This window comes from Lactobacillus sp. OTU4228 (assembly GCF_001006945.1).
In the GTDB taxonomy this organism is placed as follows: Bacteria; Bacillota; Bacilli; order Lactobacillales; family Lactobacillaceae; genus Lactobacillus; species Lactobacillus amylovorus.
Genome location: NZ_CDLD01000038.1, coordinates 91119 through 104806, shown reverse-complemented (window position 1 = coordinate 104806; position 13688 = coordinate 91119). Strand labels below are relative to the sequence as shown.

Annotated in this window: 16 protein-coding genes; all 16 read left to right on the top strand. The window is 30.0% G+C overall.

The annotated features are described in order from the left end of the window. The first annotated feature begins 1 nt into the window (after nucleotide 1). The 16 genes from BN1206_RS08120 to BN1206_RS08055 all read left to right on the top strand — a co-directional run bounded on the left by BN1206_RS08120 (nucleotide 2) and on the right by BN1206_RS08055 (nucleotide 13651). Nucleotides 2-1246, top strand: coding sequence for a hypothetical protein (locus BN1206_RS08120; RefSeq protein WP_052543225.1), 1245 nt, complete (start codon nucleotides 2-4; stop codon nucleotides 1244-1246). Next, nucleotides 1215-2201: a glycosyltransferase family 2 protein gene (locus BN1206_RS08115; RefSeq protein WP_052543224.1), complete on the top strand. Its 987-nt coding sequence runs from the start codon at nucleotides 1215-1217 to the stop codon at nucleotides 2199-2201. The genes BN1206_RS08120 and BN1206_RS08115 overlap by 32 nt, the downstream gene beginning before the upstream one ends. 28 nt (nucleotides 2202-2229) lie before the next feature. Continuing rightward, nucleotides 2230-3312, top strand: a complete 1083-nt coding sequence (locus BN1206_RS08110) for a glycosyltransferase family 61 protein (RefSeq protein ID WP_052543223.1) — start codon at nucleotides 2230-2232, stop codon at nucleotides 3310-3312. A 6-nt stretch (nucleotides 3313-3318) separates the two neighbouring features. Further along, the gene (locus BN1206_RS08105) at nucleotides 3319-4191 is read left to right on the top strand and encodes a glycosyltransferase (RefSeq protein ID WP_052543222.1); all 873 of its coding nucleotides are present in this window, start codon (nucleotides 3319-3321) and stop codon (nucleotides 4189-4191) included. Nucleotides 4192-4206: 15 nt separating this feature from the next. Continuing rightward, the gene (locus BN1206_RS08100; RefSeq protein ID WP_052543221.1) at nucleotides 4207-4836 is read left to right on the top strand and encodes a CatB-related O-acetyltransferase; all 630 of its coding nucleotides are present in this window, start codon (nucleotides 4207-4209) and stop codon (nucleotides 4834-4836) included. A gap of 21 nt (nucleotides 4837-4857) precedes the next feature. Beyond that, nucleotides 4858-5964 carry a UDP-galactopyranose mutase gene (glf, locus tag BN1206_RS08095; RefSeq protein ID WP_052543220.1) on the top strand — a complete coding sequence of 369 codons (1107 nt, stop codon included), beginning with the start codon at nucleotides 4858-4860 and terminating at the stop codon, nucleotides 5962-5964. 25 nt (nucleotides 5965-5989) lie between these two features. Next, nucleotides 5990-7129: a glycosyltransferase family 4 protein gene (locus BN1206_RS08090; RefSeq protein WP_052543219.1), complete on the top strand. Its 1140-nt coding sequence runs from the start codon at nucleotides 5990-5992 to the stop codon at nucleotides 7127-7129. A gap of 58 nt (nucleotides 7130-7187) precedes the next feature. Next, complete coding sequence (locus BN1206_RS08085; protein WP_052543218.1) at nucleotides 7188-8636, top strand: flippase; 1449 nt, start codon at nucleotides 7188-7190, stop codon at nucleotides 8634-8636. A 109-nt stretch (nucleotides 8637-8745) separates the two neighbouring features. Then, a complete protein-coding gene (locus BN1206_RS09935; RefSeq protein ID WP_022087145.1) occupies nucleotides 8746-8895 on the top strand; it encodes a hypothetical protein in 150 nt (49 codons plus the stop codon). Next, entirely contained in the window at nucleotides 8892-9239 is a 348-nt protein-coding gene (tnpB, locus tag BN1206_RS08080; RefSeq protein ID WP_022087146.1) for an IS66 family insertion sequence element accessory protein TnpB, read from the top strand. Before BN1206_RS09935 ends, tnpB begins: the two co-directional genes overlap by 4 nt. Nucleotides 9240-9298: 59 nt before the next feature. Beyond that, nucleotides 9299-9535, top strand: a complete 237-nt coding sequence (locus BN1206_RS09650; protein WP_082104773.1) for an IS66 family transposase — start codon at nucleotides 9299-9301, stop codon at nucleotides 9533-9535. After that, nucleotides 9480-10853 carry an IS66-like element short variant transposase gene (locus BN1206_RS08075; protein ID WP_013436866.1) on the top strand — a complete coding sequence of 458 codons (1374 nt, stop codon included), beginning with the start codon at nucleotides 9480-9482 and terminating at the stop codon, nucleotides 10851-10853. Before BN1206_RS09650 ends, BN1206_RS08075 begins: the two co-directional genes overlap by 56 nt. A 68-nt stretch (nucleotides 10854-10921) precedes the next feature. Next, complete coding sequence (locus tag BN1206_RS08070; RefSeq protein WP_156172745.1) at nucleotides 10922-11359, top strand: hypothetical protein; 438 nt, start codon at nucleotides 10922-10924, stop codon at nucleotides 11357-11359. Between the two features lie 446 nt (nucleotides 11360-11805). After that, entirely contained in the window at nucleotides 11806-12267 is a 462-nt protein-coding gene (locus BN1206_RS08065; RefSeq protein WP_052543216.1) for a hypothetical protein, read from the top strand. Between the two features lie 16 nt (nucleotides 12268-12283). After that, entirely contained in the window at nucleotides 12284-12970 is a 687-nt protein-coding gene (locus BN1206_RS08060; RefSeq protein WP_052543215.1) for a hypothetical protein, read from the top strand. Between the two features lie 117 nt (nucleotides 12971-13087). Then, complete coding sequence (locus BN1206_RS08055) at nucleotides 13088-13651, top strand: hypothetical protein (protein ID WP_052543214.1); 564 nt, start codon at nucleotides 13088-13090, stop codon at nucleotides 13649-13651. The last annotated feature ends 37 nt before the right edge of the window (nucleotides 13652-13688 follow it).

Genomic DNA, 13688 nt, shown 5'->3' with positions numbered 1-13688 from the left:
AATGGCAAAATCTATATATAAGTTTTGTATATATGCAATTATTTTCTTAAATTTGGGGTTTTTGGATGTTTTTGGGACATTAGATAGACAGGCAATGTTATTGTCTTTAGTATTAGGTTTATTTGCTTTTTTAGTTTATGTATTTGATGAGAATAGAGTAAAAATTCTAAAGGGAAAAGATCTTGTCTTATTTATTTTCTTAATCGTGGGAGTATTTTTCTTTCAGGCTACTCGCATACAGTATCCGGGAATGACAGTTAAAGCTGCTTTCACAACATTTGCTGGGTTACTTTTAGTATTAGCTACTTTTCCAATGTATGAATTATTACAATCACAGTTTCATAAAACTATGAAGTATATAGTGGACATAGGATTTGCAGCTATATTGTTACGTATTATCTTATGGTTTAGTTATAATTTTATACATATTAATTTGGGACCTGGCTTTTTTGAAGGGAGAGAGAACTGGACTCGAAATATATTAGGTTTGAATTTAGTAAGAATCAGTGAGCCATATATTAGTGGTTTTTTATTTATTGTTTGTATTTTAGGTATTTATAATAATGGATTCTTTAAAAAGAAAGTTAACAATATTCTAGGGATAATTTTGTTATATTTCTATGCTATTTTTGTAAGTCAAACTAGAATGCAAATTCTTGTTTATACTGTAATTCTATTTTTAATGATAGTATTTCAAGCCTTTAGTTCAAATCATAAGGGGTTAGCTGTTATTAGTTTACTAATAATGATAATTCTATTTTTATTAAATCGTGGATATATTAGTTCTTTTTTTAATTCATTTGATCCTAATTCAGTAAATGGATATTCAACCACATTGCGTATTAATAGTTTTAATTATTTTATAAATGAATGGCAGAATGGTAATGTATGGCTAGGCTTTGGATTCACGCCTGATAATCATGAAATTGGGTTGAATACATATTGGATTAGTGATTTTGGTATATATATTAATTTGTTTGAATTTGGAATTTTAGGTTTTATCATATTAATTCTTCCAATTTTAAAGGGGATAATAGTTTCTGTTAAACATATTAAGGTAAGCACGTTTGCTGATAACTTATTTATTGGTTTAACTTTATTTTTTATAATATCAATGTCAAATATATATATTTTAAATTTAACAACCATTGTTCCAATTTATATGGGATTAATGTTATTAATAGAAAATAAGAATTTTATATCTAGAAAACAAAATGAAAATATCGATAATTATTCCAATTTTTAATTCAGAAAAATATTTAAAAGAATGTATAAATAGTGTTTTACAGCAAGATTATACTGACTTTGAGATAATATTAATTAATGATGGCTCAAGTGATAATAGTGTAGCTATTTGCGAGGAATATGTTAAAAATTATAAGAATATTAAGTTATATTCTCAAAAAAATCAAGGAGTTTCTTCGGCAAGAAATCTTGGGTTAAATAAAGCTAAAGGGAAGTACATATTTTTTTTAGATAGCGACGATGTAATGTGTAGTAATATGCTATCCTCAATAGATACGTATTTGAATAATAATATAGACTTGCTAGTTGGAAATATAATACATTGGAATACTAAGCGACATAGAGAATACATTGAAACAAATACCAAATTTGTAACTGATTTTAATAATATATATGATATATGTGAAGCATATGCGTTAAAAGAATATCAGATTCCATGGAATCCATATCAATCCATCTGGAAAAAAGAGATTATTGTAGCAAATAATGTATATTTTGACACTAAATTAACGGTAGGAGAAGATTGCGACTTCTTTTTTAATTTTATAAAGTATGTTAAGAAGTTGAAAGTTCTGAATATTAATTTTGTTAAACATAGAGTTGATACAACTGGATCGCTGGTAAAAAGAAAAACGTATCAAAATATTTTTAGTCAATTAATTGTATTTAATAAATTAATAACAGTATTTTCTAATAATGATATTCTAAAAAAATATTTTGCCGATAAATATGTTAGCACAATGTTTCAGATTGAATTGTTGTCAGAACGTAAAGATAAAGAGAGATGCTATCGTTATGTTTATCAAAATATAAATAATTTAGATTATATAAATACAAAAATTCCTAAATATCTTATATTTAGTAAATTAAGAAAAATTATAGGGGTAAAGCGATCTGTAAAAGTATTTAATACTTTGAGAACCGTTGATCATCATTTAAAAAGTAGGGCATTGTAAAGTACGAGTTTATTTTTGGGTGAAATTATTGATTAGTACATATAAATATAGGAACTTAGCATATAATAAATCATTAAAAATTGAGGAAGTTGATAACGGTAGTATTTTACCTTTATATGAAAATAAAGGTGGGGTGGTCAATGAAAAGGGAGATTTTGTTTCTTTGTCATATCATGATGGAGAATGGTTTAAACTAGGAGGAAAATACGATTGTGATAGCTCTTTAGTCAAAGAAAGTAATTTGGAAGTAGTGTATCTAGGTGTGTTTATTCATCAATGGGGACATTTTATTCTAGATTCTTTAAGTAGGGCGTGGATTGTATCACATTTGAAAGATACAAAAAAATACAAGTATGTTTTTTTAAGTGAAAATGATAGTGAAATAAAAGGAAATTACTTAGAGGCTTTAACTCTCTTAGGATTACAAGCATCTCAAATTATAGTTTTAAGTAAACCAACAAAATTTAGAAAAATTATTATTCCACAAATGGCAACAGATAAAAATCATGGATTTAATAAAGAATATCCTATGATTTTTAAAACTATGATAAGAAATGCCGATGTAAAAAGTATATCTGTTCCAGCTAAAGTTTATTTAACACGAACAAATTTAAAAGCAGCACAAAATAAAGAATACGGAGAGAAAATAATCGAAAATAATTTCAAAAAAAATGATTATACTGTAATTTCTCCAGAAAAGTTAAACGTTAAAGAACAAATTGCTATTTTCCAGAATGCTAAAGAAGTAGTATGTTTAAATGGTTCAATACCATTTGATATAGTATTTGCATCTAAAAAATTAAAATTAATTGTAATTAATAAAACAAGTCTGTTACATATAAACTTATATGAATTAAGCGCAGTTAGTGGTATTAAACCTATATATATTAATGGATATTATGAACCATTTAAAAATTTTCCAAAAACATTGGGAGAAGGGCCTTTTTTATTAATGTTTGGTTCAGAGTTAGAAGATTTCTTTAAAAATAGGAATATGAAATATACAATTCCTTCAAATTATCCGTCTAAACTTGTTTTAGGAAAATATACTTTAAATTGCTTAAAAATCACAACTAAAGATATCATCAAGAAAATGTTGAGAAGGGCATAAACTATAGTGAAAAATCAAAACGTAATATGTCAAATCCTTAATTATAATGATACTTTTCATGTTAAAAAACTGGTAAGTAAAATTAAGGACTTTAGTGTATTTAATTATATACTAATTGTTGATAATGCTTCTACAGATGGTTCATTTGAAAAATTGTCAGATTTATATAAGGATGATGATCATATTAAAGTTATAGTGTCGAATAAGAATGGAGGGTATGGTTACGGAAACAATTTTGGGATAAAATATGCCTCTGCAAAATTAAACGCTTCCATGGCAATAGTTTGTAATCCTGATGTTGAATTTACTGAATCCACTGTCATAAATTTAGTAAAATTGATGAAAAAAACAGATGCTGCTATTACTTCTGGAGTAGAAATAAATAAGGTTCCAAGTATTAATAAAGCGTGGAAAATACCAACGCCATTACAATGGATTTTAGACGAAACAAAACTTAGAAAATTATCTTTTAAAAAGTTTCATTATCCAGATGAATATTTTCAAAAAAAATATAGTCAAGTGGATTGTGTTTCAGGAGCCATGTTTTTAGTAAATCTTTCAAAGTTTTTGGATGTTGGAGGATATGATGAAAACATGTTTCTGTATGGAGAAGAAACTGTTTTAGGATATAAGTTTCGCCAAAAAAAATATAAAACATATTTATTAAATACGGATAGCTATAATCATTTGCATTCTGCTTCAATAGATAAGAGTATTCCTGATAAGGTAAAAAAGCTAAAGATATTAAATCACAGTAAATTGTATTTTTATAAAGCATACTTAAAAGAGCCTAAAGTTAGATATGAATTAGAAAAAGCATGTTTTAAATATATTGAATATAGTAGAAAAATAGTTGGATATATAAAAAATAAAGGCTAGGATTAAGAATAATATATGGTTTTTACACGTATTAAAAATGAAATAAATTTATATCTGTGTAACAAAAAATGGAAAAAGATGCATCCAGAAAGTAAAATTAATTTTGCAACGCCTATTGACTTAAAAAAAGTAGATGTGGGTATTGGAAGTTATGGATCACTTAATATTATCGATTATTCACCTGTTACGGGAAAGTCTAGAATAAAAATAGGTGCATATTGTTCTATAGCGTTAGGAAATTTATTTATGCTTGGTGGAGGACACCCATTACACTTTGCTACAACGTATCCATTTTTAAACATGTTGTATGGCAAAGAAGAAAGTATAGATGAAGGTAATATTATTATTGGTGACGATGTTTGGATAGGTGCACAAGTCACAATTATGTCTGGAGTGACCATAGGTCAAGGGGCAGTTATAGGTGCAAAAGCTCTGGTAACTAAAGATATACCACCTTATTCAATAGCTGTTGGAATACCTGCAAGAGTGATTAAATATAGATTTAATGAAGAGATAATTTCGGAATTATTAAAAATTGATTTTTCGAGTATTACAAAAGAAACAGTACAAAAAAATATTAATTTGTTTGAGCGACCAGTTAATATGGACACAGTTAAAAAAATACAACGCCTTCAAAATAAATAGTATTGAGGATAAATATAAATTATGAATTATTTGATTGTAGGAGCAGGTTTGTTTGGTTCTGTTTTTGCTAATGAAGCAGCAAAGCGGGGAAATAAAGTTACAGTAATTGAAAAAAGAGATCATATTGCAGGCAACATCTATACTAAAGAGATAGATGGTATTCAAGTTCATATGTATGGTGCTCATATTTTCCATACTTCTAATAAAAAGGTCTGGGATTATGTTCATCAATTTGCGGATTTCAACCGTTATACTAATAGTCCGGTTGCTAATTACAAAGGCCATATGTATAACTTACCGTTTAATATGAATACATTTAGTGAAATGTGGGGTGTTAGGACTCCACAAGAAGCTATGGCTAAAATCAATGAGCAACGTCAAGAAATGGCAGGTAAAAAACCTAATAATTTGGAAGAACAAGCTATTTCTTTGATTGGTAGAGATATCTATGAGAAGTTGATCAAGGGCTACACCGAAAAGCAATGGGGTAGAAAATGTACTGAACTTCCTGCTTTTATTATTAAACGTCTTCCAGTTCGATTAATTTATGATAACAATTACTTCAACGATGATTATCAGGGGATTCCAATTGGTGGTTATACCAAGATGGTTGAAAAGATGTTAGATGATCCTAATATCACAGTTAAATTAAATACTGACTTCTTTGACAAAAAGGATGAGTATTTGAAGAATTATGACAAAATTGTCTACACTGGCATGATTGATAAATTCTTCGATTATAAATTAGGCGAACTAGAATATCGTTCACTTTATTTTGAAACTGAAGAAAAGAATGTAGATAATTACCAAGGAAATGCTGTGATTAATTACACTGAAGCTGAAATTCCTTATACTCGTGTGATTGAGCATAAACATTTTGAATTTGGCAAAGGTGATAAGGATAAAACAATAATTACTCGCGAATATCCAGCTGATTGGCACCGTGGTGATGAACCTTATTACCCAGTAAATAATAAGCGTAATAATGATTTGTATGCTAAATATGCTGAATTAGCTAAGAAACAAGATAAGGTCATCTTTGGTGGGCGTCTTGGTCAATATAAGTATTACAATATGGATCAGGTTATTGCAACAGCACTTGAAATAGTTAATAGTCAGTTTAAATGATAAAAAGGGGTATAAAAACGAATATATGATAAAAGTAGGTTATGTTTCCCCAGTAGATCCTAATACGGATAGAATGACATGGTCAGGGACTTTTTATAATACATTTCACGCAATAAAAAATGCAGGAGTAGAAGTTAAATGGATTCCATGTGCTAGTCCTCGATTACTATATAATGGAATGACTAAAGGGGCTTCATTAATATATAAGATGAAGTATGGGAAAGGTTCTCCATCTCATAGTAAATTAATGAGTTCAACTCATAATCTTTTTGTGAATAAAAAATTAATGAAAAAATGTGATTTGTTATTTATACCCGGTCAGGCAGAGGTTGTGGCTGGTCTGCATTGTGATATACCAATAATATATTATTCGGATGCAACATTTAAGAAAATGATAAATTATTATTGGTTTAATTTCTCTTCTAAGGCTATACGAGAAGGAAATAGAATCGAAAAATTGGCAATTAAAAATGCAACTTATAATTTTAGATCATCTCATTGGGCAGCTCAGTCAACTATATGTGATTATGGTGCAGATAAAAAAAATACCTATGTATTTCCTTTTGGAGCAGATGTACCTAAGAAAATAAAAAGAGCAGCTATTCCAAATTATAAACATAATGAATTAAAACTATTATTTTCTGGTAAAGACTGGGATAGAAAGGGTGGCGACATAGCTGTTAATGCGGCTGAATATTTAAATAAGATAGGCATAAAAACTAAGTTATATATAGTTGGTATTAAACAGTTACCCCAAAAAGTGAAAGATAAGAATTTTATCAGATTAGTTGGGTATATAGATAAGAATAGTTTAGAGGACTATAAAAGATATTTGAACTTATATTATAAATGTAATGCTTTAATTCTTCCAACACGTGCAGAATGTTCAGCATTAGTGTTTAGTGAAGCAAATGCTTTTGGTATGCCTATTTTTTCTACAGAAACAGGTGGGGTAAGTGATTATGTAATTAATAGACAGAATGGATATAGGCTTCCATTAAATGCAACAGGAATTGATTTCGGAAAATGTATTGAAAAAGTTTATAATCAGAGACAATTTGAGAAATTATCAGATGCAAGTAGAAAAATATATGAGGATTCTACAAGTTGGGAAGCATGGACAATTCATTTTAGAAAATTTATTGATGTAAATTATGCAAAATAAATGAATTAATGGCTTTTTTAATACAATCTTTTACATTTGGTAGGAGAAGTTTATTAATATGAGAAAAAAATCTTTAGCCATAAATGCTTTTCTTAATAGTCTTAGAAGTGTTCTTAATATTCTATTTCCATTAATTACCTTTCCGTATGTGTCTAGGAAATTAACAGTTGAGGGAATAGGAATTTATAATTTTTCAAGTTCTGTTATTAGTTATTTCCTTTTAATTGCTGCTTTAGGAATAGGAACTTATGCTATTAGAGAAGGAGCAAAATACAGAGATAATAAGAAAAAGATTACACAGTTTTCTAGTGAAGTATTTACTATAAATATTTTTTCAACACTAATTTCTTATTTATTATTGTTTTTGTGTTTAATATTAATTCCAAAGTTACATAATTATTTATGGTGTATATTAATTTGGAGCTTACAAATATTTTTCACTACAATAGGGACGGAATGGATTTATCAAATTTACGAAGATTATACGTACATAACTATTCGTAGTATAGTTTTTCAAGTCCTTTCAATAATATTATTATTTATTTTCGTGAGAGGACCGCAGGATTATTTGAATTATGCAGCAATTACTGTTTTTTCTTCTGTGGGTTCAAATGTATTGAATTTTATTCATGCTCGGAAATATTGCCATATTCATATTGTATTTGGCTTCGATTGGAAGAAGCATATAGTTCCCATATTGGTTCTGTTTGCTGCTGGAATTGCCAATATGATTTATGTTAATTCTGATATTACATTATTAGGATTGATGAAAAATAATTATATAGTAGGGATATATTCAGTTTCTTCTAAAATTTATAGTTTAGTAAAAACGTTAATTTCGGCTTTACTTATTGTTACAATTCCACGTCTAGCCCTACTGTTAGGAAAAAAAAGTATAAAAGAATATAAAAATATTCTTGCTAAATTAACTAATACACTGGTTGTCTTAGCTTTACCCGCTTCTGTAGGTTTATTTATGTTAGCTAAAGAAGTTATTTTAATTATTTCAGGTTCTAACTATTTAAGAGCAATCAGTTCTTTACAAATATTATGTTTTGCGTATATTTTTTCAATTTTAGCTTGGATTTTAAGTGATTGTGTTTTAATCCCAGCAAAAAGGGAAAAAAAAGTTTTAGTTAGTATGACTGCTAGTGCAGTATTAAATATTGTTTTTAATATAGTATTAATACCATTTTGGGATGAAAATGCGACAGCTATTTCTACCGTATTGGCAGAAATGTGTATGTTTATTATGAATTATCATTATTCAAAAGATATAGTTAATGATGTATTTAGATCTAAAGAGTTGTTGAACAACTTTGTTACATCAATAGTTGGTTGTGTAGGAATAGTTATCGTTTGCTTGTTATGTAACATTGGATGGCAATCTATGTTATTAAAGACAGTTTTCTCTGTAGTATTATCGGTAATTATCTATGGGGCTATTTTAGTATTGTTGAACAATAAAGTAGCACTTAGCATCTTAAAGAAAGCAAAGATGATTTAAAAATCTAGAATCTGGTATAGATTCGTAAGCGTCTAAAAACCAAGTACCTATCTTAACTACAATTTCTGTCATATACTGACTTCATCACTTATTTTGGAGGTTGTTAGTTATGACTGAAAAACATGAAATTGTTCCTATTGAACCAGTTCAAGATAGCCAGCTTCTCTTATCTTTGAAAAGAAACGATCTTGAATTCAAGGCTTATACTTCACTGGATCCAATGGTCTTACAAGATATCGTGGATCGGATACTATCATGATCAAATTATCAGATTTAGGTCAGGTTTACATTGTTTGCGGTAAGACTGACATGAGACGCGGGATCGATACTTTAGCTAGTATGGTAAAAGACAAGTTCAATCTTGATCCTTTTTCTGGTCAGGTATTCTTATTTTGTGGCGGTAGCCAAGATAGATTCAAAGCTTTGTATTGGGACGGTCAAGGATACTGGTTACTCTATAAAAGATTCGAGAACGGTAAGATGAATTGGCCCAAAAACCAGGATGAAGTTAGAGAACTTAGCCCCGAGCAAGTTGACTGGTTAATGAAGGGCTTCTCAATTGAACCAAAAATTAGTGAAGCAACTGCACGTAATTTCTATTGATTTTACGTGCAGTTTTTCGTATTCTTATAACTATCGAAAAACGAGGAGGCTATTTCATCATGTCAGAAACAACATTAGAAAAGATCATCCAAGAACAAGCTACAACTATTCGTAACTTAACCGAAGAAAGCTCCCTCCTCAGAGAACAAGTAGCGTACTTAACGCAAAAGAGATACGGCAAGTCATCTGAACAAACGGCTATGTCCGGTCAGACAAGTCTGTTTGAAGAAGAAAATACTGATGAAGACGGAGATCTTCCCAGGAGAAGAATCCCCAGAAGACATTATTACCTATAAGCGCCGCAAGCATAAGGCCAAAAGACAAGATGTTCTGGCAGTTTTCCCGTCTGAAGAAGTTCATCATGAGTTATCAGAGAAAGAGCAATATTGTTCAGATTGTCATGAAAAGCTCAAAGAGATCGGTTCATGGCCTGCGCGTAAGGAACTAGTCTTTATTCCAGCTCAACTTAAGAGATTAGATCACATCCAGCATGCTTATAAGTGTGAACATTGCAGTTTAAATAGTGAAACAGATAAGATCATTAAAGCTCCTGTTCCTAAGGCAGCGCTAGCACATAGTTACGGCTCTTCGTCAATTATTGCTCATACAATTTATCAAAAATATGAGTTGAAGGTGCCGGCTTACAGACAAGAAAACGATTGGCAAAAGCTAGGACTTCCTATCCATCGCCAAGACTTGATTAACTGGCATATGAAGGTCACAGACTATTACTTCAAGCCTGTTTACAGTCTACTTAAAGAAATATTGTTAACTCAAGCGGTCCTTCACGCCGATGAAACGAGTTACCGCGTCCTTGAGAGCGATACTCAGAAGACTTACTACTGGACTTTTTTATCAGGTAAACAAGAGAAGAAACCAATAACTTTTTATCATCATGATCCTCATCGTAGCAGCCAAGTTGCGACTGACTTCCTAGGCAATTATTCAGGATATTTGCACTGCGATATGTGGCAAGCCTACAAACAATTACCTGAAGCAACACTAGTGGGTTGTTGGGCTCATGTTAGAAGAAAGTTCAAAGAAGCAGTGCCACCCACTACTAAAGGAAAATCCTTATCAAAGCAAGGCGTTCACTACTGCAATCAGATGTTTACTCTAGAGAAATCTTGGGAAAACCTTTCTAATGAAGAACGCCATCAAAAACGCCAAGAGAAACTAAAGCCACTATTTGATGAATTCTTTAAATGGTGTAGAACAAATCAGCCTTTGGTTTTACCAGGATCCAAACTTGGAAGAGCCATTGCTTACGCACTTAATCATGAAGATACTTTCAAGAATGTTTTACTTGATGGTAAATTAGTTTTATCCAACAATCTCGCAGAACAAGCAATCAAGACTTTGGTAATTGGCCGAAAGAATTGGTTATTTTCGCAAAGTTTCGAAGGTGCACAATCTTCTGCGATTATTTTGAGTTTGATTGAAACAGCCAAGAGAAACAATCTAGATCCAGAGAAATACATTGAGTATCTGCTGGATAAATTACCAAATGAAGAGAATCTGACAGACCAAGAGCATCTGTCGGCTTATTTGCCATGGACAAAAGAAGTTCAGGAAAAATGTAAAACACGAATAGAACAAAGAAAGGCAGCTTAGCTGATCAATCGATGATCAGAACAAGGCTGCCTTTTCAATATACTTTGTTTTTAGACGCTTACAGTATAATGAAAAAGACAAAGAAATTAATTTTGGTACTAAGCTTAATTGCTGCTATGTTTTTGGCATTTGTTGCAATTGATTCAACAACTAATTTGACTAATACCGTTCAAGCAAATAGCATAAGTTTTCCTAAGAATATGCGTGGTCATTGGAAGTCCAAGCCAACATATACTGATGGAAAGAAGCATATTAACAAGTGGATAGCAATTCCAGCAATGGATATGAGAGTAACTGCTAAAAGAGCTACTTGGCAGTTTGTTGGGTATCTTCCTAAGGGAATGGGATATAACCATAAGAAATATGTATTAAGAATGTCAAATTCTAATGGTATATTGAAAGGCCATGGTCCATTTGGTCAAGATAATTCCTTCGTAAAAAGAGGCAAGAAATTGATTCTCTTCTATCAACATGGTGGAATGATTATGTTTAATAGGGCTAAGTAAGAAGAGTAATGAGACGAGACTCAAGAGTTGTCTAACTTTTGAGTCTTTTTGATTTTGCTTATCTTTATGTTGATGTGAAACTGATATAATTTAGATGTTGTTAAGTTTTAGCTCCAGTAATCTCGATGTTAGAGGTTACTGGAGTTTTTTGTGTGGTAAAGATAATGAGAGACTGGATTAAAAGAAATAAGTTGAAAAGTATAATTATTGCGTTAGTAATAATTACAGTGTGGTTAATTTTTTTATCAGTAATAGCACTTATGAGAAGTAACTCGGGGTTTAATTATTGATTATGGAACGATCATGGGAGCGTTGCTGATTGGGTAAGTGGGCTAGGAACCCTTGGAGCTTTAATATTCGCATATAAGAAAATAATTGATTCAAAAAGACAGTTTAATGAAGAACATAGATCCGAATTAAAAGTTTATGCTAATTGGAAAGAAGACTTGGTTCTTGAGCAAGACAAGAATGTGAAAGCTGGGAATGCCAAGACAGACGATGATATTTACTTGCATATTGTTCCGGTTAATATAGGACTGGCCAGTGGCATATACCGTTATTTGGGAATATGCAAAGTAGAAGATATTAATAATATAGTTTCCTTAGTGGAAAAAGGTAATTTGAATTCTATGGAAGATTTTAATTTACTGAATCTTATTTGCTATGATTCGACTGATGCAGGCCAAACGGATAATCATCATAGTCTGAATTTTGCGGGAATGTTATATCCTAATGATCCTAAAGTATTCAGTACAATAGAATCTAATAGTGTAGGAGAGATTTTGGATAAAGCCAAGGAAAAAATAGAGGATAAGCTTAAAGTCGATATCTCTAAAGATAAATTAGCTGTACTGTATATTGATCCACAAATGAAAATTTATAGTTTTGAAGTAGGATTATATAAATAAGGAGATAAATCTGTACATGTTTGCTTGGGTGGTTATAGGTGTTAATTTAATCTCGTTAATATGCATTCTTTTGTTTAAGATGAAAATTGATTTTTCATTGATAAAAAATTGGATACTCAAGAGAAAAATAATAGATATATTAATTAAATTTATAAATTGCTTTTTTAAAAAAAGAAAAATAAAAAAATTGATTAATAAAATTACATGGGATAATTGGATTAAATTGCTTTTTTGGGTAATTGTAATTTTTGATCTATCAACTGTAGCTTCTTTTGCAGACGATCACAATGGTTTAGTAGCCTATTTGTTAATTAATTTATTATTTGTGATTGATCTATTTTATATTGAAAACAATTATTCAAAGACAAACATCAAATTTAAACATCCTAACAAAAGAAAGGCTAGGACTATAAGAAGACAAAAAAAGATAAATCGCTTTTTTATAATTTTAATAATTAGTTTGATACTTTCCATTATCTTAGTATTTATAATTACGCCAAATTTTTTATTAAATATGAAGTTTACAGCAGCCATAGAGTTGTTTAAGTTGGTAATAGATTCAACATTATTAGGTATAGTGATTAATGTTATACAAAATAGCGATGAGTTGACGATTAAATCATCAATACTTTATGTTGCTGCCCTGATTGTCATATTTGTATCATATGGGATTTTTTCTACTATAGAACAATTTATGTCATGAATAGTGTTATACTGTAAAAATATAGTAAAGGTGGATAGAAACATAATTATGTTTTTATCCACCTTTTTTAATAGTTAGAATAAATAATTTATATTTAATATTATATGGAGGATAAAAATGCTGGAAAACATAATAAACTGGCTAACAGGTGGAAAAGTTACTCCAGGTGCCATCTTGTTAATTTTACTAGCCTATGTTACTTTCTTATGGATAAAGAACAAATTAAGCATTAATAGAGATAAGATTAATAATTCAAGTACAAGAAGAATGCAAATAGAGTCTTATTTTAAACAACAAGGTGGTGAAGATCAAAGAAAAATTTATATATCTTGGGTAGATTTATTAATTAATTTGGAGGAAGCAAGCAAAAAATATGACGATAAAGCTTTTAAAGAATTGAAAGAAAAAACGACGTTGTATGGCTCAGATGAAACAGTGAAAATATTGTCAAGCTATTCTCATTATGTATATACTCACGAAGGTGATAATGATGAGTATACTTATATGGGAATTGTTTATTTTGCTTGTATAGCAGCTAGTTTAAAGCGTGATTTTACCGGTTATGATGTGGATCCACTTGTCTTAATTCGATTGCAGTTTACGGATTATGATGATTTAAAAGATAAATTTTTAGAATGTAAACAAAATATCGATTGGGATATAAAGTGGAATTGGAAATAAGTTAAGAAAAGTCTTTTGAGATGAGGTGATTTTTACC